Source organism: Streptomyces kryoterrae (assembly GCF_054072135.1).
This window is the reverse complement of sequence record NZ_CM133358.1, coordinates 856,175-877,894: the sequence shown is the minus strand read 5'-3', so window position 1 is coordinate 877,894 and position 21,720 is coordinate 856,175. Positions and strand designations below refer to the sequence as shown.

20 protein-coding genes and 2 pseudogenes are annotated in these 21,720 nt (G+C 65.9%); 11 read left to right on the top strand and 11 right to left on the bottom strand.

Annotated features, from left to right (window positions below; genetic code table 11):
* Positions 1 to 10: 10 nt before the first annotated feature.
* Both ACW4TU_RS03480 and ACW4TU_RS03475 read left to right on the top strand, forming a co-directional pair.
* A complete protein-coding gene (locus ACW4TU_RS03480; protein ID WP_457424496.1) occupies positions 11 to 1,342 on the top strand; it encodes a YopA family protein in 1,332 nt (443 codons plus the stop codon).
* 189 nt (positions 1,343 to 1,531) lie between these two features.
* Entirely contained in the window at positions 1,532 to 2,869 is a 1,338-nt protein-coding gene (locus ACW4TU_RS03475) for an IS630 family transposase (RefSeq protein WP_457424494.1), read from the top strand.
* A 64-nt stretch (positions 2,870 to 2,933) separates the two neighbouring features.
* Here the strand turns inward: ACW4TU_RS03475 and ACW4TU_RS03470 are convergent, their stop codons facing one another.
* The gene (locus tag ACW4TU_RS03470) at positions 2,934 to 4,277 is read right to left on the bottom strand and encodes an IS630 family transposase (protein WP_457424492.1); all 1,344 of its coding nucleotides are present in this window, start codon (positions 4,275 to 4,277) and stop codon (positions 2,934 to 2,936) included.
* Positions 4,278 to 4,541: 264 nt separating this feature from the next.
* On the opposite strand from ACW4TU_RS03470, the gene ACW4TU_RS03465 reads away from it, so the two are divergent.
* Positions 4,542 to 6,125, top strand: a complete 1,584-nt coding sequence (locus ACW4TU_RS03465) for an ISL3 family transposase (protein ID WP_457424490.1) — start codon at positions 4,542 to 4,544, stop codon at positions 6,123 to 6,125.
* A gap of 59 nt (positions 6,126 to 6,184) precedes the next feature.
* Here ACW4TU_RS03465 and ACW4TU_RS03460 read toward each other — a convergent pair whose 3' ends face one another.
* The 7 genes from ACW4TU_RS03460 to ACW4TU_RS03430 form a co-directional block, all read right to left on the bottom strand.
* Positions 6,185 to 6,718: a DUF4262 domain-containing protein gene (locus tag ACW4TU_RS03460; RefSeq protein WP_457424488.1), complete on the bottom strand. Its 534-nt coding sequence runs from the start codon at positions 6,716 to 6,718 to the stop codon at positions 6,185 to 6,187.
* A 337-nt stretch (positions 6,719 to 7,055) separates the two neighbouring features.
* Positions 7,056 to 7,778 (bottom strand): hypothetical protein, encoded by a 723-nt coding sequence (locus ACW4TU_RS03455; protein ID WP_457424486.1) that lies wholly within the window; start codon positions 7,776 to 7,778, stop codon positions 7,056 to 7,058.
* A gap of 6 nt (positions 7,779 to 7,784) precedes the next feature.
* A complete protein-coding gene (locus tag ACW4TU_RS03450; RefSeq protein ID WP_457424484.1) occupies positions 7,785 to 8,402 on the bottom strand; it encodes an RNA polymerase sigma factor in 618 nt (205 codons plus the stop codon).
* 624 nt (positions 8,403 to 9,026) lie between these two features.
* A complete protein-coding gene (locus ACW4TU_RS03445) occupies positions 9,027 to 9,209 on the bottom strand; it encodes a DUF397 domain-containing protein (protein ID WP_457424482.1) in 183 nt (60 codons plus the stop codon).
* Positions 9,210 to 9,221: 12 nt separating this feature from the next.
* Positions 9,222 to 10,076, bottom strand: a complete 855-nt coding sequence (locus ACW4TU_RS03440; RefSeq protein WP_457424480.1) for a helix-turn-helix domain-containing protein — start codon at positions 10,074 to 10,076, stop codon at positions 9,222 to 9,224.
* Positions 10,077 to 10,083: 7 nt separating this feature from the next.
* Positions 10,084 to 10,608: a DUF6879 family protein gene (locus tag ACW4TU_RS03435; RefSeq protein WP_457424478.1), complete on the bottom strand. Its 525-nt coding sequence runs from the start codon at positions 10,606 to 10,608 to the stop codon at positions 10,084 to 10,086.
* The gene (locus ACW4TU_RS03430; protein ID WP_457424476.1) at positions 10,568 to 10,987 is read right to left on the bottom strand and encodes a hypothetical protein; all 420 of its coding nucleotides are present in this window, start codon (positions 10,985 to 10,987) and stop codon (positions 10,568 to 10,570) included. The genes ACW4TU_RS03435 and ACW4TU_RS03430 overlap by 41 nt, the downstream gene beginning before the upstream one ends.
* Before the next feature lie 191 nt (positions 10,988 to 11,178).
* Here ACW4TU_RS03430 and ACW4TU_RS03425 point away from each other — a divergent pair, with 191 nt between their 5' ends.
* The 3 genes from ACW4TU_RS03425 (at position 11,179) to ACW4TU_RS03415 (ending at position 14,215) form a co-directional block, all read left to right on the top strand.
* A complete protein-coding gene (locus tag ACW4TU_RS03425) occupies positions 11,179 to 11,538 on the top strand; it encodes a hypothetical protein (protein ID WP_457424474.1) in 360 nt (119 codons plus the stop codon).
* A gap of 438 nt (positions 11,539 to 11,976) precedes the next feature.
* The gene (locus tag ACW4TU_RS03420) at positions 11,977 to 13,098 is read left to right on the top strand and encodes a radical SAM protein (RefSeq protein WP_457424472.1); all 1,122 of its coding nucleotides are present in this window, start codon (positions 11,977 to 11,979) and stop codon (positions 13,096 to 13,098) included.
* A gap of 247 nt (positions 13,099 to 13,345) precedes the next feature.
* Positions 13,346 to 14,215, top strand: a complete 870-nt coding sequence (locus ACW4TU_RS03415) for a GNAT family N-acetyltransferase (RefSeq protein WP_457424470.1) — start codon at positions 13,346 to 13,348, stop codon at positions 14,213 to 14,215.
* A gap of 106 nt (positions 14,216 to 14,321) precedes the next feature.
* Here the strand turns inward: ACW4TU_RS03415 and ACW4TU_RS03410 are convergent.
* A pseudogene (locus ACW4TU_RS03410) lies at positions 14,322 to 14,537 on the bottom strand (DDE-type integrase/transposase/recombinase); the annotation flags it as partial.
* 552 nt (positions 14,538 to 15,089) lie between these two features.
* Here ACW4TU_RS03410 and ACW4TU_RS03405 point away from each other — a divergent pair.
* The 4 genes and pseudogenes from ACW4TU_RS03405 to ACW4TU_RS03390 all read left to right on the top strand — a co-directional run.
* Positions 15,090 to 15,407, top strand: a complete 318-nt coding sequence (locus ACW4TU_RS03405; protein WP_457424468.1) for a CU044_2847 family protein — start codon at positions 15,090 to 15,092, stop codon at positions 15,405 to 15,407.
* On the top strand, positions 15,404 to 16,234 hold the full coding sequence (locus ACW4TU_RS03400) for a S1 family peptidase (RefSeq protein ID WP_457424466.1): 831 nt from the start codon (positions 15,404 to 15,406) through the stop codon (positions 16,232 to 16,234). Before ACW4TU_RS03405 ends, ACW4TU_RS03400 begins: the two co-directional genes overlap by 4 nt.
* A 1,051-nt stretch (positions 16,235 to 17,285) precedes the next feature.
* Positions 17,286 to 17,648 carry a DUF742 domain-containing protein gene (locus tag ACW4TU_RS03395; protein WP_457430682.1) on the top strand — a complete coding sequence of 121 codons (363 nt, stop codon included), beginning with the start codon at positions 17,286 to 17,288 and terminating at the stop codon, positions 17,646 to 17,648.
* 77 nt (positions 17,649 to 17,725) lie between these two features.
* Positions 17,726 to 17,992 (top strand): annotated as a pseudogene (locus ACW4TU_RS03390) (helix-turn-helix domain-containing protein); the annotation flags it as partial.
* 162 nt (positions 17,993 to 18,154) lie between these two features.
* Here the strand turns inward: ACW4TU_RS03390 and ACW4TU_RS03385 are convergent.
* Entirely contained in the window at positions 18,155 to 18,412 is a 258-nt protein-coding gene (locus ACW4TU_RS03385; RefSeq protein WP_457424464.1) for a hypothetical protein, read from the bottom strand.
* A gap of 617 nt (positions 18,413 to 19,029) precedes the next feature.
* Positions 19,030 to 19,995, bottom strand: a complete 966-nt coding sequence (locus tag ACW4TU_RS03380) for a pirin family protein (RefSeq protein ID WP_457424462.1) — start codon at positions 19,993 to 19,995, stop codon at positions 19,030 to 19,032.
* 188 nt (positions 19,996 to 20,183) lie between these two features.
* Here ACW4TU_RS03380 and ACW4TU_RS03375 point away from each other — a divergent pair, with 188 nt between their 5' ends.
* Positions 20,184 to 21,704 (top strand): carboxylesterase/lipase family protein, encoded by a 1,521-nt coding sequence (locus ACW4TU_RS03375; RefSeq protein ID WP_457424460.1) that lies wholly within the window; start codon positions 20,184 to 20,186, stop codon positions 21,702 to 21,704.
* The last annotated feature ends 16 nt before the right edge of the window (positions 21,705 to 21,720 follow it).

Genomic DNA, 21,720 nt, shown 5'->3' with positions numbered 1-21,720 from the left:
CCGTGGCTATGTGGCCACGAAGAACACACCTCCTGCGAGCCAAGCGCTCACGCCGATCTACCCGTACAACGAACCGGGCCAAGCTGTCCTCCTGCACGACGGCCTGATCGGTGGGCTCGGGAGGGCCGATGTTCCTGGTCGCGTCGAGCTCACGTGCTCGAACGGCTTCAACTTTGAGTGGGCAGTTGGCGATGGAGCATCGCCAGGCTTTGCCAACCGAGACGACGTTCCTTTGACGCTGCGCCGTCCTGTTGGTGACATGATCCTGCCTGGGGTCCCTCGGGACATCGGGGGCGGATGGTCGAACGGGGCGATGTTCGGCGACTCCGAGGCTCGCCTGACCCGAATCCTCGTCCATTGGTTCAACCTGCCCAACTGGCACGGCCCGGTGGCGCTGATCGAGAAGACGCCTCGCGGCGAGCACGAGTGGCCGGGCCGATGGTTGCTCAAAGCGAATGGCTGGAAGATCACCCTCGACGTTCGCCCCGACTACCGGCAGGCTTGGCGGGAACTCCACAAAACCGATGTGTACGTGATGACGCACATCATGGAGGTGCGTCGCGCCGATGGCGCCGCCTTCACAGCTGACGAGGCCGACTCGTTGCTGACCGCCCTACACGTCGGGATCTCGTTCGCGCTCGGCCGCTGGGCCGCCCCCATGCTGCCCGTCGGCGAAGACAACGACGAGCAAGTGGTGTGGGAGCAGTGGCGAACCGCCTTCTGCGATCCAGCCCGCCCGAACAGCGACGGCTGGTGGTACGACCAGGACCACGAGTCGTTAGGCGACTTCCTGAGCCTCGTGATCGATGCCTTCGCCGACCCAGACAAGCTCACGCCCCTGCGTTTCCAGATGATGTACGCCATCTCCTCTATGAGGAGCCGTGACTTCGTCGAGCCCCGGATCATCATGGGCACGGCTGGCTTGGAGCACATCATGTGGCAGAGCCTCGTCTTGAGCGGTGCCCTGACCGAGCGGGAGTACAAGCGGCGGCCAGCGCACGATCTGCTGCGCACTGTGCTGCGTGGTGCCCAGATACCGGTCGACATCAACCCTGACCTCCTGCCGGCGGCTGCACAGTACGCCGCCGACGTGAAGGCGAGGGAGAACAAGGAGGTCGATGGGGCCGACGTCGTGACCTGGGTCAGGAATCGGCTGGTGCATCCACAGGAGTCTCAGGAACGGGTCTACGGACTGGACGGGCTGACGCGGGACGCCTGGCTTCTCGCTCGCCAGTACCTCGTGCTGCTGATCCTCAACTCGCTGGGATACAACGGAAGTTACCGCGACCTCACACGAATCCGCGGCTGGGTAGGCGACGTAAGTCCTGTGCCTTGGGCCTGAGGAAACGGGCCAGCCTACCTGCGACCGAACGCGTACACCTCGTGAGTAAGCGGTAGCGCACGCCTGCCAGTTCACCGTCGTACAGCACCATCTCGCGACATCCTCACCGCCATCCGGCACTTCGATCAGATGCCAAGTCACTAGTGTCATGCGCCGGAAATCACGGGATTAAGTCTGTAACCTGTTTTCATGTCGCATCGGGGTCCGCGTGCTGTCGAGGTTGTGCTGTCCGAGGAGGAGCGCGCTGAATTGTCGCGTTGGGCGGGTGGTGGGGCGGGATCTCGTTCGGCCGAGCGCGCGCAGATCGTCCTGTCTTGTGCGGATGGTCAGTCAAGTTCCCAGGTGGCGGCCGACTTGGGCGTGAACGTGGCGACCGTGCGCAAGTGGCGCTCGCGGTTCGCAGCTCACCGGCTGGCAGGTCTGGCCGACGAACCACGGCCGGGCCGGCGCAAGCCGGACCTGGTCCTCACCGATGCTGAGCGCGCGGAGCTAACGCGCTGGGCGCGGCGGGCGAAGACCGCGCAGTTCCTGGCGCTGCGGGCGAGGATCGTGCTGCGGTGCGCGGACGGCGGGACGAACAAGGAGATCGCCGCCGAACTCGGCGTATCGCACGGAACGGTGAACCGCTGGCGGTCGAGGTTCATCCGCTTGCGGCTGGACGGGCTGACCGACGAGCCGCGTCCCGGCAGGCCGCCCTCGATCCTGCTGGACCAGGTCGAGGACGTGCTCACGGCGACACTGGAGTCCACCCCCGGCAAGGACACCCACTGGTCGCGGGCCTCAATGGCCAAGCACTCCGGACTGTCGAGGTCCACCATCGGGCGGATCTGGAAGAAATTCGACCTCAAGCCCCATCTCCAAGACGCGTTCAAGCTCTCTACCGACCCGCAGTTCATCGCGAAGGTCGTCGACGTCGTCGGCCTGTACCACCATCCGCCCGAGAAAGCGGTGGTGCTCTGCGTGGATGAGAAGAGCCAAATCCAGGCGCTGGACCGGTCCCAGCCGGTGCTGCCGATGATGCCGGGCATGCCCGAGCGGCGCACCCACGACTACTACCGGCACGGCATCACCAGCCTGTTCGCCGCCTTCAACATCGCCGACGGCAGCGTCATATCCCAGCTGCACCGCCGCCACAGGGCCATCGAGTTCAAGAAGTTCCTGGTCACGATCGACAAGGCGGTACCCGTCGGCCTCGACGTCCATCTGGTCTGTGACAACTACGCCACCCACAACACCGCTGAGATCGAGACATGGCTGGGGAAACACCCCCGCTTCCACGTCCACTTCACCCCCACTGGCTCCTCCTGGATGAACCAGGTCGAGCGGTGGTTCGGCCTGCTGACGGACAAGCTCATCCGCCGCGGCGTGCACACCTCCGTGAAGGCCCTGGAGCAAGACATCAGGGCCTGGATCGACGGATGGAACGAGAACCCCAAGCCCTTCACCTGGACCAAGACCGCCGACGAGATCCTCAACTCCCTCGCCGACTACCTCACCAAAATCAACCCACCGAGCACAGAAACCTGAGACAGACTTAAGCCCGTGATTTCCGGCGCATGACACTAGTGTGCTGCGCCAGAAATCCTGATGGTTAGTTCTGCTCTGTTTTCTGGCTGACGGTTCCGACCTTGGTGAGGTAGTCGGCGAGGGAGTTGAGGATCTCGTCGGCGGTCTTGGTCCAGGTGAAGGGCCGCGGGTTCTCGTTCCAGCTGTCGATCCACGCGGTGATGTCGTCTTCCAGGGCTTTCACGGACTTGTGGACGCCGCGGCGGATGAGCTTGTCGGTCAGCAGTCCGAACCACCGCTCGACCTGGTTCATCCAGGAGGAACCGGTGGGGGTGAAGTGGATGTGGAAGCGCGGGTGCCTGCTCAGCCACGTCTTGATCTCGGCGGTGTTGTGGGTGGCGTAGTTGTCACAGACCAGATGGACGTCGAGGCCGGCGGGCACCGCCTTGTCGATCCGGACCAGGAACTTCTTGAACTCAATCGCACGGTGGCGGCGGTGGAGTTGGGATATGACGGTGCCGTCAGTGATGTTGAAGGCGGCGAACAGGCTAGTGATGCCGTGCCGCAGATAGTCGTGGGTACGGCGTTCGGGCATGCCCGGCATCATCGGCAGGACCGGCTGCGAGCGGTCCAGTGCCTGGATCTGGGACTTCTCGTCCACGCAGAGCACAACCGCCTTCTCGGGCGGGTGGTGATACAGGCCGACGACGTCGACGACCTTGGCGACGAACCGCGGATCGGTGGACAGTTTGAAGGAGTCCTGCAGGTGGGGCTTGAGGTCGAACTTCTTCCAGATCCGGCCGATGGTCGACTTCGACAGGCCGGTGCGCTGGGCCATCGAGGCCCGTGACCAGTGCGTGTCCATGCCCGGAGTGGACTCCAGGGTGGCCACGACGACTTCCTCGACCCGGTCGAGGAGGATCGAGGGCGGTCGGCCCGAGCGGGGCTCGTCGTGCAGACCGTCGAGGCGTTCGGCAATGAACCGGGCCCGCCAGCGGTCCACGGTCGACCTGTCGATGCCGAGGTCGGCCGCGGCCTGCTGGTTCGTCCCGCCCTCCGCGCAGCGCAGCACGATCTTGGCTCGCAGCGCGAGGAACTGGGCGGTCTTCGCCCGCCGGGCCCACTGCGTCAACTGCCTGCGCTCAGCCTCGTCCAGGACCAGGTCGGCCTTCGGCCGGCCGATCCAGCCGGCGTCCTCAAGCCCGGCCATCCGCTCCGCGGCGAAAGCCCGACGCCACTTGCCCACCGTCTTGGCCTGGACACCGACGATCCGTGCCACACCTGCGTTTGACATGCCGTCAGCACACGCCAGGATGATGCGGGCCTTCTCGGCCGAGCGCCGGTGGGGCAATTCCGTCCGGCGCACCAACTCGGCACGCTCGGCCTCGGACAGCGTGATCTCCACAGCAGAAGGCCCGGGATGCGACATGGCAACAGGGTAGTAACTAACCATCAGGATTTCTGGCGCAGCACACTAGGAGAGCACTACGCCTCCTGCAGAACCGTTCGCAGAACTCGGTTCTGGCACAGATCTTGGGGAGCGGTCGCGGAGCGTCACCTTGGTGTTCGATTGTGAGGGGGCTGGGTTGCGTGAGACCGCGTACGCCTGGGTGCCCGGCAGCCGAAAGTGACGCTCCATCAACTCCCTGATGGTCTCTGCCGTGGTCGGCCGTGAGCGGTGATCGTGCCGGTCATGCAGACCAACGCGTCGTTCTGGGACTCACTCGTGTTCGACGGGATCGACGACGTGGCGGTGACCGCCTTGTTCGGTACGGTCGAGGTGGTGGCGCGGGGCCGGGCGGCCGGCGAGGAGTGTCCGGACTGTGGCCGCTTCTCGGACCGGGTGCACGACCGCTATCGCCGCAGGTTGAAGGATCTTCCTCTCGCTGAGCAGGGCTTCGTGATCCGGTTGGTGGTCCGGCGTTTCATCTGTGGGGCGGCGGACTGTCCGCGTCGGACGTTCGCCGAGCGGTTCTCACGGCTGGCTGCCCCGTACGCACGGTTCACCACTCGGCTCAACCATGCCCTGGAGCGGGTGGGGCTCGCGCTGGCCGGTCGGGCCGGCGCCCGGCTGGCAGCCCAGCTGGGCTTCGGCGCGGGAAGGATGACCTTATTGCGCAGGGTCATGGCATTGCCCGATCCCGCGTTCAGCACGCCACGTGTGCTGGGCGTGGACGACTTCGCGATCCGTCGCGGCCAGACCTATTCCACCGTCTTGACCAGCGTCGAAGACCATCGCGTGGTCGATGTGCTCCCGACGCGTGAAGCCGGGCCGCTGGCCGCCTGGCTGGTCCGTCACCCAGGCGTGGAGATCATCTGCCGGGACCGGGCGGGCGCCTACGCCGAGGGCGCCCGGCGCGGTGCCCCCGACGCTCTGCAGGTCGCCGACCGATTCCATCTGTGGCAGGGCCTCGGCCGGGCCGTGGAGACCTGCGTCGCCGCCCATCGCGACTGCCTGCGCAACCCATCGCCCAGCGGCATGCTGCCGGAGGTCACCGGACATGTTTCCGGTCGACCGCAGGACGAGCCGGAGCCCGCCGGCCGACGCGCTGAGCGAAAGAAGGCGGCACACGCCCTGGTTCACGAGCTCTTGGCCCAAGGCCACTCACGCCGGGCGATCGCCCGACACCTAGGCTGGGGCCTCAGCACCGTCCTCCGGTACGCGAACGCCGCACGCTGGCAGGACACCATCCGCGAGAACCGGCCCCGGCCCAGCAGACTGGACCCCTACAAGCCCTACCTGGAGCGACGCTTCGCCGAGGGATGCACCAGCGTCACCCGACTGCACGGCGAGCTCGTTGCCGACAACGCGCCCGTCACCTACCAGATGGTCCGCGCCCACATCGCCACCCTCCGCAGGGCTCCGGCCGGCGCGGCCCCGCGGCCGCCGTCGGTGCGGCAGGTGACCGGCTGGCTGACCCGGCACCCCATGACCTTGACCGAGGAAGACCGAGCCGGCCTGAAGGAGGTCCGGGCCCGCTGCCCCGAACTGGACAAGGTCGCCGGACATGTCCGCGGCTTCGGCGAGATACTCAGCGACCGCCTCGGCTCGACACTCCCCACCTGGATCGACGCAGTCGACGCCAGCCAGCTACCCGGCCTCACCGGCTTCGCACTGCACCTGCACCGAGACTTTGACGCCGTGACAGCCGGGCTCACCCTGAACTGGAACTCGGGCAGCATCGAGGGTGCCGTCAACCGCATCAAGAAGATCAAGAGGCAGCTCTACGGCCGAGCCGGATTTGAACTGCTCCGCAAAATGATTTTGCTTCAGTAGCTTTCGCGATGGTGTTGGTCTGTCGCCGGTCGGCACGTTGGAGGTCAGAGTTCGGTCGTCTAGATCCCGACAGGGTGCTCACTCGGGGGCAGCCACAGCTGAGGCTGGGAGTCCCGATGCCTCACCTCAGCCTGTTCATCCCAGTGAAATCGGTCATCTCCATCGGGCCACGCAACTTGCAGCACAGAGAAAGGAGGCCGCCGGTAGAACCCGATGGCCTGTCCGAAGAAAGTCCGGTACCAGCGCAGATCAACCTGCCTGAGCGCGACTTGGTGACCGTCGACAACGTCACGATGTCTCTGGCCGTCAGCCAGTACAGCGCCCGCAGCGGACTTCTCTCCAAGCCTGTTGAGAATGCGGTGCATGACGTGGATATCGAGTCCGAACATGGCCAGCTCAGGTGCGCTGTGAGTGTGCGCGAGGCCGATCGTGTAGGCGAATCCGGGACCGATGTCGTCCTCGGGAACCATCACGACGTGCCATCCGTGTCCCTGCACGTTCTCGATGATCGTCAGATCCATGCGATCTGCTTCGTCTCGGTCACCGTAGTCATGGCAGACGATGCAGCGGCACTGGAACGGATCATCAGTCATACGCGGAGGTTACGAGGTGAGTGTTCGAACCGGACAGCCGGGCTCATGACCACCCTTTCAATCGAACGACACTGTCACCCTCTGCGACCGCTCCCCAAGATCTGTGCCAGAACCCAGAACTCACGGACAGCCGGGACGGATTTGCGCGGTTCGAGTCGGGCGGAGAACTCCTTCAACCTGCCCACGGCGTACCAAACTGACGCTGCTTCCAGAAGGCCCATGGCGTCGACGGCCCCTTCAAATCGCTGCCGGCCAGCTGGTCCTCGCCGAACCAGCCTGGCCGATCTCGGACATCGCGTGCCTGTCGCACACCACACAGACGATGAGCGTCCGAGCGCTAACGTCCGGCAGTGATCAGATCTTCGAGCTGGAGCGCCAGCCCGGGACTGGGCTGGGGGATTGCCCCGAGCTCCTCAATGAGCTGGACGTCCAGGTCCTCCAACGCATCCTTGACCGCGGCCTCCGGTACAACCACTTGGTCATCTGGCAAGTCGATGAACACGGTGACTCCGCCGGCCTCTGAGGTCGTCTCGACGACTTCATGTGCGACTGGCGAGTACTGGCAGGGTTCGTGTTCGAGATAGACCATCTGCCTGGCCCAGTGCTGGGCATCGCGCCATTCGCCGCGGCGCAGGTGCAGCAGGTATAGGCACAGCGCTCCGGTGGCTTGGCCGCCGCCAGCCGCGAACTGGAGCCAGAACTGTGCTCCCTCCTCGTGGTCGGCCAGCATGAGCAGACAGGCGAAGGCGAGGGCGCCCCCGGGGTCGCGTGCGTCATCGAAGTGAGCCAGGCGACGGGCGGCATCATCATCGTGGATGACGCCCTGGCACAGGGCTCGGAGGTCGTGAGCCGCCCGCTCATGGAGCATCAGCGGTGCCCACGCTGAGCGGCCCCCCGAGACCATGGCGGGGGACGTTATCGCCTGCATCCAACGCAGTTCCAGCAGCTGCTCTGTGATGCGTTGCTGGGAGCCCTCAAGGTCGGCCGACGTGTAGGTGCCGGCGAAGATGCGAGCCCGAGCGAGCGCTTCTTCGATCGTGCGCGGGCGTTGCGAGCCCATGGTTAGTCACTCCTCATCATCGACGTCCCCGATTTCGTCGATCTCCAGTCCAAGGTCCGCAGCCAGCCGCCGCTTGGCAGCGCGGCGCGTCGAACGGACGGTCGCCTCGCAGATGCCCATGACCAGCGCAGTGCGTTTGGTATCGAAGCCGAGGGCGAACTGGAGCACCATCACATCAAACTGGCGCTCCGGTAAGCGGGCCATTGCCGCATAAAGGCCCAAGCCGTCCTCGAGTTCGGTAACCTGCGCACGGAACTCCTGGCGGAAGCTGTCCAGGATGGGATCGCAGGCCGCGCGTATGGCGCGTTCGAAGGCCAGTGTCGCCTGGGCGGCCGGATCGCGGCCCTGGGCTTCCAGCTCGCTGGCGACTCGCTCTTTGAGCAGGGTCCAGGCCAGAGCGCCGGGGTTCTCGTGGGAGGTCACCTTCTCCCAGATGACCGCCAGGAAGACGAAGGTGGTGTCCACCAGGCGGTCAGCGGCGACTTTGTCGCCCAACTGAACCTGGGCGTACTCGAAGTAGGCCTGGTGGTACAGCTCGTGGAAGGCCCAGAAGGCCGGCGGCATCATGTCGCTCGGTTCGCGCAGGGCGCGCTCATCGCGGTCATCCGGAGGCTGGGCGTTCATCGACGGCCTCCTTCGTCGAGCCCGGGCTGGTCGGGCCGAGCGACGGGCTGCTGTTGCTCGATGAGAGTCGCCGCACCGACCCGTACGCCGGCGCTCAGGAGGCGTCGGAAACCGGAACGCACGTCGGGCGCAAACGCCCGAGCCGCGGCGGCCGAGGCCAGCACAAGGCTGGCAACGTCGTCGAGTGTCACCTGGTGGTCCTCTTGATCTCATGCGGCGCCAGTCAGCAGTTCGTCCCCACTCGTCAACTTCCGGCACCTGGAGCCTCGTTACTCCTGCGAGAAGCAAACCGTGCATGAGGGCCAGTTCGTGCAGAGCGCCTCACCACCACTTTTTAACGGAGAGTAGCTTTCCGGTTACGGCAAATGCCGCACACGGGTTCGCACCATCCCCCGCCCGCTCGCGCCACCGCTTTCGCCACGCCTGTCACCTGTGCATCCATCGAAGCGGCCCCATGCCCGCCGCGGTTTGCGCAAACCCAGAGTGATCGTTCAAATACGCTCATGTGACGGAGGTCACGGGCTCACGGAGCAGCAGGAGCGCTCGGCAAGGTGTGGAGAGCTCCTGCAACTGCTGGTGACCAGCAATTGCAGTGCATTGGCAACCATCGTCTACGGCTCGTCGCTAGCCGTTCTTGGCGAACTCCATGAACGCCGACCAAGCGGCTGGCTGGATGGCCAGGACTCCGCGGCTGCGGGACTTGGTGTCCCGCACCATCACCTTCGTCGGGTCGTTGTCAGCTACTTCGACGCAGTTCTCCGTCCCTGTGTAGGTGCTCGTGCGCCAGTTCGGGGTCACAGGCTGCATGGTGGTGCTCTCCTAGTCGCATGGCATCTGATCGAAATGTTGGTTGGCAGTGAGGATGAGGTCGCGGACGGCGGTGCCGTAGACCGCGGACTGCCTCAAGAGGGCGAAGGCCTTGGTGTACAGCTCGATCTCTCGGGGCTGCGTGACGGAGAACTCTGCCGAGTAGGTCTCAACCAGGACGAGTTTGTCGTCGAACATCGAGAAGCCGTGACCGAGCCAGATCTCCGTGGCGGCTGCACGCGGGACGATGCCCAGACTCACGCGGGGCAACCCCATCAGGGCCAGGAGACGGTCGAGTTGAGCCCTCATAACCTCTGGTCCGCCGACGTTGGAGTACAGAGCCTGTTCGCCGAGGAGCACGTTGTAGATCCGGTTGCCCTCATACAGGTACCGCTGCCGTTCGAGTCGCTTGCCGACAGCGGCCTCGGTGTCGTTGGGGAACTCCAGGAAGCGGACGGCTTGTTGGAAGATCTCGGCGGCGTAGTCCGCTGTCTGGAAGGTTCCCCAGATCATGTTGGGGTGCCAGATTCTAAAGACCTTTGTCCTGGCGTAGACGGGCAGGGACTTCTTTTGCCGGGTCTCGGCGCCCGTCTGCACTTGTCGGCGCCACTCCAGCCACAGCTCGTCGATGTGGCGCACTGTGGCAATCAGGTCATCGATGTGCTGCTCTTGTCGGGTCGCCGTGCACCAGGCCCTGATGTCCTGCTCGCTAGCGTTCTGTTTCCCGTGCTCAAGGCGAGAGACCTTCGACTCCTGCCAGTCGAGTGTGCGCGCCAGGGCCCGGCCGCTGGTGAATCCGGCATCCTTCCGGAAGCCGCGCAGCCGGGCACCCAGTGCCTCGCGGGTTTCTTGTGCTTGGTTGCTCACGGATGGTTCAGGGCTTGTACTCGCGGTGCGGGGTGGCCAGGCCCCAGAGCAGGTCCCGGACACGAACACACTCGGCGACGAGGTCGGGAGTCTCGACCAGCTCGGACCCGAGCACGCGGCCGTCGTTGTCGAAGTGGCCCACGGCCAGGAGGCGGCCGTCGAACAACCACCAGTCGTTGCCGCCTGCGGGGAAGACCAGCTCGGGCGGTACGACGTGCCGAGACGCCCACCGGATCTCCTCGCCGGCCGCCTCATTGTGTGAGGTGGCGGCGTACTCCCACTGGATGTAGGGCGTGTGCGGTTGGGTGACGACGCGTACGCGCCGGACGGTCCTGCCCTCGCCGGTGACGCGCCGGATCAGCTGCGCCCACGGCTCCATGTACGAGTAGTCGACAGACTCTCCGCGGAGCCAGCTCTCGAACGGGCCGTCCTCGTCTGGGACCGAGTAGTCGTCCCTCAGCTCCAGATGGAAGGCGTCCTTCGTGAAGGTCTCAAAGAGCCGGTTGCGCTTGGCGCCGGAGATCAACTCCACGCGGTTCCTCCAGTAGGGCAGTGATCGCGGCTTTGGGAACCTCGACCACGGTCTCGTAGTCCGGAATCTCCATCTGGGACAGGGCCTCGGGATCGGTGACCTCCAGGCCCTGGACGACATACGTGCCAGCAGGCGTCAGGACCATGATCGGGTCCTCCAGACGCCTGAATTCGCCGGCTACCAGTCCGTCCTCCCTCAAAAACTCGAACAACTCCGTCGGTACCTCCACTGCCGTCTGCCCCTCAGGGATGTCGAGCTGCATCAGCAGGTCGTTCGCGAAGATCTTCCAGCCCTGGACGAGGTACGTGTCCCGGTCCGTGGCGTACAGGGTCGGGCAGTCGCCCACGGTGGAGTTCTTACCAAGGAACCGTAGCTGCATGGCGCTCTCCTGTCTGCTGCCTTGCGCTGGTTTGCGCGATACCTCGATGGTCAAGGCCCTGTTCGAGCCCGTCAATCCACTCGCTGCAAACTCGCGCAATCTTCTTGGGAGTTGGATGACAGCCGTTCTACGTTCGTTCTCGAACCCAACCCCGCGCAGGCAGCATCGAGGGGAGAAGCGTGGTGGTGAGCGTGACCGAGGAACCCGAGACCGGCGTCGATAACTTGCCCATCGATGTTGAGTCGATCTCAGGCATCACGGATGACGTGCTGAAGATGGAGCTGAGCACGTCGACCCGAGAAGACATCGACTTCAAGACGACGAGGGGCATCGGTCTCGTGAGTCTGCTCCTGGCCGAAGAACTGGGCGCGAACGACGATGATGAAGTCATGGACCTATTCCGGCAGGCGTACAAGCTGCTGGACCTGACCAACCGCCCCGGCGGACAGACACCGAGCTTCACTGCCTTCTTCTTCATGCGTGACGTAGCCAACCTCACCCGGCGCCTGACGTGGGTCTACGTCGAGAGGAACGGCGGGACACCACAGTGACTCAGAGAAAGCGGCCTGGTGTTGGAGACGAGGTTGAGTACAAGCCCGGATGTCGAGCGATCGTGACAGACGTCAGACATGGCGTGCTCATCCTCCGAGCCGCGGCCCGTTCCGAGTGGCTGGCCGACAATCCGGACCAGCTCGTTGTGACGCGGACTCGGCAGGAGCGCGCCGAGGCCGGGGCATGACCCGTCGCCAGTGGGTCAGAGGCACCTGTCTGCTCTGCCGTCGCGCCGATCAACTCGTGATCTTCATAGGCCCGGTCGAGGTAGGCGGCTCCTCGGCCCCGGCATTCGCTTGTGGCGACTGTTGCGAGTGGTGTCGCCAAGTCGTCTGCTCCTACAACCAGCGGTGGGACGCACGTCCGGCCGTATAGCTCCCACCCCGGCTTGGTTCCCCCGTGCGAGCCGGGGTGGGGCTCAGCCCAGGAGGTATCGGATGCACAAGCTGATCGTCAGTCCGTTCCTGGATGGCTATTTGGCCGTCCAGCCGGGGAGCGCTACCTGTGTGCGACTGCCGGCCGAGCGCTACGAGGAGTTACGGCTGCGTGCCGGTTCCGATGTGCCGGCCTGGCTGGTCGGGACCGCAGCCGAAGCCTGGGATCTCGACCTGGACGGTCAGGCCGCCCAGCAGACGCTCCTGGTGCGCGAGCCAACCGAACTCGCCTTTGCACGGGCGAGCTGGGAGATCAACCTCTACTGCAACTTCGGCTGCAAGCACTGCTATCTCGGCGAACGCCCGCTGGCTGGCCTGAGCTGGGACGACAAGGTCAGGCTCATCGACATCTTCCGCGACTCGGGCGTCCTCTGGCTCCAGATCACGGGCGGCGAGCCGACGGTGGATCCCGACTTCGAGGGCGCCTACCGGTACGCGTACCGCCAGGGGATGATGCTCACGGTCTCGACCAACGCTTCGCGCCTGTGGGAACCCGACCTGTTGCGCCTGTTCCGAGACTGCCCGCCGTACCGCGTAGTCGTCAGCATGTACGGCGCGACGGAGGAGTCCTTCGACGAACTGACCCAGCGCAAGGGCGCGTGGAAGAACTTCCAGCGCGGCATGGCCGCCGCGCGAAATGCCGGTCTGCCCCTGCGAGTGTCCGTCGTGGTCACGGAGGACAACGCCTACGAGGTCGACGTCATGGTGGACCTGGTGAAGGGCTGGGGCCTGGACCACCACGTCTACACCAACATGCAGCCGACCTTCTCAGGAACGGGCGAGCCGCTCCTCGTCCAGTCGACGGAATTCCTTCGCAAGCGGCCGGTCTTTCAGGGCTGCAACGCGGGAGTGACCTTCTTCCACGCCGACCCTCACGCCATGGTCTCGATCTGCAAGATCGGCCGCGACGACCAGATCAACCTTATGGCCGAAGGCATTGATGGCCTTCGCCGACTGGGAGCGATCTCCGATCGGCTCATGCTTCGCACCGGTGGCTGCACGGGCTGCTCGCTCTCCGGCTCATGCCGGGTGTGCCGGCCGCTCGCCAAGGTCTACCAGGAGGCGAAGGCACCACTGAACACCTACTGCCAGCACGGAGAAACCAAGGAGATGGTCCACTCATGAGTCCCGTTCCCGTCGAGATTCAGACCAGCCGCCCGCCGGCTATCCGCCCGGCTCTTCCGAGCTCTTTCGTCGCGACCAGGTCGCTCGTCATCGAGTCGGACGCCGATGCGCTGATGGAGGGCAGTGCCTGCTCTTGCGCGGCTGGCGACGACAACCCCAACTGATCACACCCGTTCAATTGCGCTCAGGCCCCGACGAATCCCCGTCGGGGCCTGAGCCTTGAGCGCGAGATGAGTACCCTGAGCACATGCGATTCCGCTGGGACTGGCTACGTCCAGTGGTGTCGGCGCCCTACGTGCCGACGATCGGACCGGTACACCCGTCCGTCCTCACAGAGGACCTGTTCACGGACACCCTGATCGCAGCCGCCACGGACCGATGGTTCTTGCGCTACGACAAGGACATCCGCTGGTCCGACAGCAAGGACGAGACTGTTCTCGTCGAGGACATCGTTCACAAGCCAGGCGAGACGCTGATCCCCACGCTGTCCCGGCGGGGCGCTGGAATGGTCAAAGTCCATGTCTACGGCATCGAGTCCAACAGCGTGCTCGCCGCCACCGAGCTCGCAAAGAAGCTGGCCGCCGAGCGCGGCGCGGAGAAGGCGCGGATCGTGCGTTTCCTCGGCTCCGAGTCTTCGGGCGGACGCGGTACACGCATCCAACTCCAAGATTTCAGCACGACCACCCTCCCTGCCCCCGATGGCCCTGTTCGTTCCTTCGGCGAGTGGCCGGCGAGTGTACGAGGCACCTTCGCTGACTTCGCTGAGGAGATGGCCGCGGACGGCTTCGCCTTCCTCTACGGACAGATACAGGCAGGGAATGTCGGCCCGGTACTGACCGCTGTCGTGAGCGGCAGGGTGGCTGGCGCCATCGGCCCCATGGAGATCCGGCCCGACGCGATCGGTTCTCCCCAATTGATGCCGCAGTACTTCGGCGTCCTCCAGGGGCATCGCGGTCATGGGCTTGGGCGTCTACTCTGGCGTGCAGCGATGCATTGGGGCCAGGTCAACGGGGCGGCTTACCAGCTCCTCCAGACGGAGGTCGGAGGTCCTTCGGATCGCCTCTGCCGGTCCGAAGGACTGACTTCGCTCGGCTTCACGTACTGGCACGCCGCTTGAAATTGGGACTAACGTCGGCACTCGGCGTCTATCTGGGCATCAGCTAGCACTTACGGACATCACGTTGGGTTCCCATCGAAGACCTTGCCCAGCTCGATCGTGCCGTTGAGGTCAGCGGCCGGTAAAGGCGGGTTCCCTTGTGCGTGATCCCTGCCGCGGCAAGGGGATCTCGCCAGTCACGTGAGCGGTAGCAGGAGCCGTTGTCGGTCAGCACCCGCTGGACGGTGATCGCGGCCTGGGTGAAGAACGTCCGGGCCCGGCCCCAGAAGGCGGTGGCGGTTTCCTTCTTCTCGCCGGTGGGGATCTCGCTGTAGGCGAGACGCAGCTGCATTGCAGGCAGCACAAAACCTTCTCGGCGTCGAGCCAACCTCGGACATTGACGTGTTCCAGGAAGCCGAGTAGCCGCAGCTCACAACTGCAGTTGCCCTGCTGCCCCGGGCCGTACTGCGTCGTGCACCCACCTGTTCGTGCGCGCTCAGCTCCGTGACTGATGAGTTCGTTTTCGGAAGCCTTCATCGACCGCCCCTGGCGATCAGCCCAATCGCGTCCCGAACTGTTCCCCTTGAGATAGGAGCGGTTACCAGCCTTGCCTTCGATCGCTTCATCGCCCTCGCCCCGGGCCTCGACGCGCTGCGCGACTTCGACTGCACACTCAACGCCTACCTCGCCTCAGTCCCCCGGACAGCGGCCCGCTCGACGGCTTCGTTGATTAGCGTCAGTACGCGGCCTGTCGTTGATCGCCTCGGTGACGCTCTTGCCGGTTCCGGGAAGCAGTTGCACGAAACAGGAGCGTCGGACGCCTTCGCACGGGGCGCGGGTCGCAGCTACGCTCCTTGGAGGTGCTCCGCGCGTCGTGGTCGGGGGAAGCGAATCCATGGCCGAAGTCAGAATCGAGACGGTGGTTCTCGATGCGTCAGGAAGTCGGCAGATCGGTACGCGTACGCGTACGCGTACGACGGCCGCTCTCGCCGAACGTGCCGGCGAGGTAGAGGAAGCCATCGTCCAGGCGTCTGCGATCGCGCAGCAGTCGCTGGCTCGGGTGCCTGTGCGTCAGGGCTGGCAGGTCACCAGCATGGACGTGTCCTTCGGGCTGACGTTGGCCGCAGAGGCCGGGGTCATTCTGTCCAAAGCGTCTGCGGAGGCGTCATTCGAGGTGACGCTCACCCTGGAGCGGTCCCAGGATCAGCCATGAAATCCAGGGGCTACTGGGTCGAGTTGTATCAGGACCGGCACCGGCTGGGCGGCGGGTTCCTGGTCACGCGCCGCTTCGTCCTGACTGCGTTGCACTGCTTGCGTGAATTGAACACAGTGGAAGAGGAACTGGACATCCTGTTGGCGGACGGTACCCGGCTCGGAGGCCAGGTTCGCAGGCGGGACAAGGATGCTGACCTTGCCCTGATAGAGATCGACGCGGGCCATCACGTCAGACAGCCGGTACCTGCTGCAGGTGTCGCGCGTGCGGGCATGCACTGGCGCAGTCCGTACCGGCCGGCTCGAAACGACGTCGAGCTCACCGGTCAGGTCGACAGCGTCGGGGTGAGCTACCTGTGTGAGGGGGGCGCGCTGATCGACGCCCTGCAGTTGACGGCCGATCAGCTTCTCGGTGACTACTCCGGCTACTCGGGTGGCCCCGTCGAGACTACGGTCGATGGTCGAGGCACAGTCGTGGCCGGCATTTTGCTGGAGCAGGTTCCCGATCGGGTCGACGCCGGCCGCAACACCAACGTGCTTTTCGCCGCCACTCTCAAAGAGGCGATGCAGCGCTTCGATCATTTCGACGTCCTGCATCTCATCGACGTGTTGCGCCCTGGGCCCTCCCAGCCCGATACACCCGTGCCGGTGGAGCCTGTGCAGGCGACGTCGGCGCGCCGACCGTCAGACCGAGTGGAGTCGGTGATCCAGGCGTTCCAGCAGCTGACTGACCAGAACGCTCTGGATCCTGTGCATATCGCCGAGCTTCGGTACCTCGCGTTGCAAAAGATCTTCAAGGACGATCCGGGCGTGGTGCGCCATGAATGACGTCCTCAAAGACGCAATCCGCTCCGCCGAGCGCGCGTTGCGCGGAGTGGACGCCGAGCGGCCCTCCGTGGAGCGCCAGATGGCGGATGTACAGGCGGATCTGGAACTGCTCAGCCGTCCGGCCGCAGCCGAGGATCTTGCCTATCTCGTCAGCCTGGCCGACGGACTCGGCTTGCATGACGCAGCCGGTGACCTTTTAGAAAGCGTCTCGTCTCACCTGAGACGGGACGCCCTGTCCCTGTCCAGCATGACTGAGTCCGAACTCAATCAGCTGGCTGTCGCTGTCGCCGAGCGCGGTCACCTGGCGACGGCAGCTCGTCTGCTCTCAGCCCTTGCGGGCGAACGCCCTGTGTCCGTGGTCTGCCTTGCCAACCAGGCGGCTGTGAAACTCCGTGCGGGAGATCTCACGGCGGCGGCCGACTACGCGGACCGCACGCGCAGTTCAGGCGAGGCAAGTTCACCCGGGGACCTGAGTGCCCGGTTCCTTGCGACCGCTGTGATGACCGAAGTCAGGCGAGAGGAAGGCCAGCACGAAGAGGCTGACCGCCTGGTCGACGAGCTCAGCGACATTGCCCGGCGGCTCGTCTCGCTCCTTGGCCGTGATCATCCCCGATCGCTGACGACGTTAGTCACCGTGGCGTCGGCGGAATGCGAATCGGCTGCCGTCGCGCACGATGTCGGGCGGTTGGCACGTGCGGCGGATGTGATCGCCATCGCGGTGCAACGGATCTCCGCGGTATTGGGCGGTGAGCATCCACGCGCGGTGTCCGCACTGAGGTGCTTGGCAGCGGCCGAATACGCGCTGGCGCGGGCAACCGACGACGCAGGCTGCATGGAGAGCGCGTTCTCGCTCGCCGCGGCCGCCATCGCGCGCACTGACCGCCGTCGGCTGCCGACGCAGCAGGATGCGGAAGAACTCCGACCGTCGGCGCCTGTCGGCAAATCCCCTGCGGAGCCCCGTACGGCTACGTCGTGGCGTGGTCCAGAGGTGCCCCCCTCCGGCGCGACGGCCCGTCGAAGTTCCGGGGTGGTTCCCTTCACCGGCCCTCGTGTGGCAGTGGGTGTTGAGACGGCGGAGGCGCAGGGCGCGCTGGTGCGCCCGTATGCCATAACGGGGGGCAGGACCCGCCCCGGAACGCCGATTGCCATCGAGGCGCTGGTGAGTACTGCTACGGGGCCATCGGCTTATGGTGCGCTGGCGCCGGAGCAGCAGCGGATTTTGCAGCTGTGTGAGGAAGTCAAATCCGTGGCTGAGGTCTCGGCACTGCTGGGCGTGCCACTGGGGGTGGCGAGAGTGCTGGTAGCCGATTTGGCGGCCGTTGGCCTGGTGGCGATCCATGAGCCGTCCTCCCGAGGAGAGGCTCCAGACGCGGCCTTGCTGCAGCGTGTACTCGATGGGCTGCGCAGACTCTGAAGGGTGAAGTCACCTACTAACCTTTTCGGGTTCCCTTGGGCTGGTGACCTTGGGTGATCACCGCGGTATGCCGGTGTATGCGGTACGCCGACGGTAGAGGCCTTACTGCTGAGCGGCGGGCCGTGCGTGAAGGGATTTGGCTGGAGGCCGGGCAGGGGTTCGCACGAGGTGACAGGACTTCCGACATCGCCAAGGACCTGCAGGTGAGTGAGCGTTCGGTGGAGCAATGGTGCCGGGCCTGGCATGAAGGCGGTGTGGAGGGTCTGAAGCTGAAGGGACTCGCGAAACTGCCGAAGCTGTCGGACGAACGGTTCGCCCTGCTGGAAAAGGAGCTGGCCAAAGGGGTGTGAACGACGGTGATATTCCCCAGTCCGAGCTCCGCGGAATTGGCCATGGCGAACGCGGAGTTGCTCCGCGATGACCAGGCTGACGGCGCCCTTCCCCGCTTACCCGATTCGCACGTACAGCGAGGACGACGGCGTCGACTTGGGGAATTGCGTGATCGCTCACACGTCCTTGGCAAACACGAGGTTTTCCTGGCTCGTCTCCTCACCCAGCGGCTGCGGACGCCCCCCTCTCCAACGGGATCGCGCCAGGTGCCAGCCGTTTATCTGAACCCGCGGCGCCGACTCGGCGGCTCGATCAATGAGGTAGACGACCTTGGCATATGGCACTACCCGCAGAGTCGCTTGCTGCGCGAGCAACTGCGCGAATTGTTCCAGGCAGTGGAGCCGGACGGCGAGTCCTATCGTGCCGCCTTCCATCGTTCGAGTTCCTTGCCTCCCTGACGCCTCTGGACACCGGGCATACCCTCGCGAGCCCGTCCGGCGAGTCTCTTGGCGATGAGGTGTTGGGGCGCGACCAGAACGGCCTGGCACTGGAGATCGAGCGAGATTCGACGATTCCTGGCCGTCCTCCTGGCCGGCCCCTTCAGTTCAGACGCTGAGCGGGCCAGGACGGCTGGCAACGCTCGAGGTGTTCCGTTCGCGGCATCATCCTTGGTGACCGGCGCACGCTCGGCTTCAGTAGTTCCCACAATCAGCCGTCCGGATGGTTGCCCGCGACGGCGGTCTCCGCACGCGGCTCTGCTCCAGGAGACATCAGCTGGCAACGCCATGCAGTCGATACGTCCCAGAGCTCGTTTCCCGACGTCGGATACATCGCCACACCGCATCCTGACGACCTGTCAGGAAAGTCAGCATCAGGTCAGCATTCGTCCTGCCAGAGGTGCCCACAGACGCCCACACTTTAGAAACACGGACGGCCGAGAAGGCACCCCTGCGGCAGCATCGTAGGGGCCGCGCCGCCAGCGATCCTGGTGGCTGGACAAGCTGACCACCGGTCCCGGACGCCCGGGACCGCCAGCTCGGATTTCCCCTGGTCAGCGCACCCTTCCCCGTGGCTTCAGCGGAGTTTCGGGCAGAGTCGGTGCGCGTAGCGGGGCGCCGTCGTAGCCCTTCACCTCGCCGAAACGGGTCCCCTTCGCCCAGTCCTCGCGAGCCTGTACGATCTCTTCTTGAGACCGGCCGACGAAGTTCCACCACATGATCAACTCCTCCTCGAACGGCTCACCGCCCAGGAGCATCACGCTCGCGTCGGACGCGGCGCGCAACGGGAGTTCGGTGCGACCGCAGCCGAGGTAGAGCATCGAGCCCGGCAGCACCGGCACCCCGTCGACGTGCACCTCCCCGGACATCGCCAGCACCCCGTACTCGAAGTCGGGTACGAGCGGGAGCCGTACGTCGGCGTCGGCGGCCAGCGTCAGGTCGGCGCCGACGATCGGGGTGTACGTCGTGCCGGGCGAGGCCGCGCCGTCGAGGTCGCCCAGGATCACGGTCGCCGTCATGCCGGGCGCTGTGACCGTGGGGAGGCCGGCGTGGTGTTCGAAGTGCGGGTCGGTGTGGCGGTGGCCGTCCGGCAGGGCGACCCACAGCTGTGCCCCGTGCAGGAACCGCGCGTGGGACCGCGGGCTCTCCTCGGAGTGGCTGATGGCCCGGCCGGAGGTCATGAGGCCCAGTTCGCGCGGGCGGATCGTCTGGAGGCTGCCGGTCGAGTCACGGTGCAGCACCTCGCCCTCGTGCAGCCAGCTCACCGTCTGAAGGCCCATGTGGGGGTGCGGCGGCACCTGCATGCCGGGCTCGTCGGCGATGTCGTCCGGCCCGTAGTGGTCGACGAAGGCCCACGCGGCGATCATGCGTCGGCCGAGGTTGGGCAGCAGACGACGTACCTCGGTGCCCTCCCCGAGCTTGACGCGCCGGGGGCTCAGCAGCTCACGCACGGGTTCGGCGACGACGAATCCACGGCCGCCACAGATGCTGGGCACGGGCGCGCGGTCAAGGTTGCTCATGGCGCACAACCTAGTCCGGGACCAAGCCTGTACGCACGGGACCGGGGTCTCGGGCTCCACTCATGGCTGCGCGGCGACACATGCCTTCCTTTTCTCGTTCGGTCAGTGAAAGTTTATTCACCAGGACCGCGTGTCTCGGCTAGCGTGTCGCGGGACCGCCATCGGCAGGCGTTCCTGAGGAGTCAACGATGAGTGCAGGCGAGTTTCCCGAGGTCAGGACGGCCGCAGGCGCGGTCCGTGGGCGCCGGGAGGGCGGCCTCGCGGTGTTTCGCGGGATCCCGTTCGCGCAGCCGCCGGTGGGGGAGCTGCGGTTCGCGGCGCCGCGGGCGGCAGAACGCTGGGACGGGGTACGGCAGGCCTTCACGTTCGGGCCGCCTCCGCCGCAGGAAGTGATGGTGAATCCAGGGACCCGGTTCACCGGGGACGACTGGCTGACCGTCAACGTCTGGACGCCCGAGGCGGATCCGGCGGCGCGTCGGCCGGTGATGGTGTGGATCTACGGCGGTGCCTACAAGCTGGGCTCCGCCGACGACCCCGACTACGAGGGCAGTCGCCTCTCCCGCGACGGAAACGTCGTCGTGGTCACCCTCAACTACCGGGTCGGCATCGAAGGGTTCGCCCGGATCGAGGGTGCCCCGGCCAACCGCGGGCTGCTCGACCAGGTCGCCGCCCTGGAGTGGGTGCGCGAGAACGTCACCGGGTTCGGCGGCGACCCCGACCAGGTCACCGTTTTCGGGGAGTCGGCGGGCGCCGGGTCGATCGCCGCGCTGCTGGTCATGCCCAGGGCGCGAGGACTGTTCCGGCGGGCGATCCTGCAGAGCGTGCCCGGCACGTACTTCTCGGACGCGCTGGCCGGGGACATCGCCGAGGCGCTGGCCGGAGAGCTCGGGCTGCGTCCGACGGTCGCCGACCTGTCGGGCGTGGACCCGCGCAAGCTGCCCGAGGCGGGGGCCGCGCTGAGCGCCCGGATGCGCGAGTACGTGCCGAGGTGGGGCGCGGTCGCCCTCACGCCGACCCCGTTCTCGCCCGTCGTCGACGGCGACGTCCTGCCCACCGCCCCGTGGGAGGCGCTGGCCGGCGGGGCCGCGCGGGACGTGGACCTGATCGTCGGACACACCCGGGACGAGTTCCGCCTCTTCCTCATGTTCGGCGGCCTGTTCGGCCGCGTGGACGAGGAGATGGCCGCGACCGTCCTGCGGCTGTTCGGACCCGGGCCCGACCCCGAACAGGCCTACCGTGCCGCGTTCCCGGGCGCCTCGGCGGAGTACCTGTTCGAACTCGTGCAGTCCGACTGGCTGTTCCGCATGCCGTCGTTGAACCTGGCCCGGGCGCAGGTGGCCGGCGGCGGCCGGGCCCACATGTACGAGCTGACCTGGCCCGCCCCGGTGAACGGCGGCGCCCTGGGCGCCTGTCACGGTCTGGACGTGCCGCTGACCTTCGGCAACTTCGGCGACACCGTCGGCGGCCTAGGCGGCATGCTGGTCGGGCCGACGCCGCCGCCCGAGACCGAGGCCCTGTCCGCCCGCTTCCGCTCCGCCTGGACCTCCTTCGCGGCGACGGGCGACCCGGGCTGGCCCGCGTACGACAACGAGCAGCGCCTCGTCCAGCTTCTCGACGCCGAACCGGCCGTCGCCGCCTACCCGGAGGAGGCCTCCCGGCGCCTGTGGGAGCGGCACACCTTCGGTGAGCTGCCGCTGACGACGGCGTAACGGATCGGCGGTCCTC

Excerpts from the sequence above, each read along its gene's own strand:
- ACW4TU_RS03430 (WP_457424476.1), bottom strand. The coding sequence starts at position 10,987 with ATGCAGCTACGGTTCCTTGGTAAGAACTCCACCGTGGGCGACTGCCCG.
- ACW4TU_RS03405 (WP_457424468.1), top strand. The coding sequence starts at position 15,090 with ATGGCCGAAGTCAGAATCGAGACGGTGGTTCTCGATGCGTCAGGAAGT.
- ACW4TU_RS03450 (WP_457424484.1), bottom strand. The coding sequence starts at position 8,402 with ATGAACGCCCAGCCTCCGGATGACCGCGATGAGCGCGCCCTGCGCGAA.
- ACW4TU_RS03380 (WP_457424462.1), bottom strand. The coding sequence starts at position 19,995 with ATGAGCAACCTTGACCGCGCGCCCGTGCCCAGCATCTGTGGCGGCCGT.
- ACW4TU_RS03470 (WP_457424492.1), bottom strand. The coding sequence starts at position 4,277 with ATGTCGCATCCCGGGCCTTCTGCTGTGGAGATCACGCTGTCCGAGGCC.
- ACW4TU_RS03460 (WP_457424488.1), bottom strand. The coding sequence starts at position 6,718 with ATGACTGATGATCCGTTCCAGTGCCGCTGCATCGTCTGCCATGACTAC.
- ACW4TU_RS03420 (WP_457424472.1), top strand. The coding sequence starts at position 11,977 with ATGCACAAGCTGATCGTCAGTCCGTTCCTGGATGGCTATTTGGCCGTC.
- ACW4TU_RS03475 (WP_457424494.1), top strand. The coding sequence starts at position 1,532 with ATGTCGCATCGGGGTCCGCGTGCTGTCGAGGTTGTGCTGTCCGAGGAG.
- ACW4TU_RS03465 (WP_457424490.1), top strand. The coding sequence starts at position 4,542 with ATGCAGACCAACGCGTCGTTCTGGGACTCACTCGTGTTCGACGGGATC.
- ACW4TU_RS03385 (WP_457424464.1), bottom strand. The coding sequence starts at position 18,412 with ATGGAAGGCGGCACGATAGGACTCGCCGTCCGGCTCCACTGCCTGGAA.
- ACW4TU_RS03415 (WP_457424470.1), top strand. The coding sequence starts at position 13,346 with ATGCGATTCCGCTGGGACTGGCTACGTCCAGTGGTGTCGGCGCCCTAC.
- ACW4TU_RS03375 (WP_457424460.1), top strand. The coding sequence starts at position 20,184 with ATGAGTGCAGGCGAGTTTCCCGAGGTCAGGACGGCCGCAGGCGCGGTC.
- ACW4TU_RS03455 (WP_457424486.1), bottom strand. The coding sequence starts at position 7,778 with ATGGGCTCGCAACGCCCGCGCACGATCGAAGAAGCGCTCGCTCGGGCT.
- ACW4TU_RS03400 (WP_457424466.1), top strand. The coding sequence starts at position 15,404 with ATGAAATCCAGGGGCTACTGGGTCGAGTTGTATCAGGACCGGCACCGG.
- ACW4TU_RS03445 (WP_457424482.1), bottom strand. The coding sequence starts at position 9,209 with ATGCAGCCTGTGACCCCGAACTGGCGCACGAGCACCTACACAGGGACG.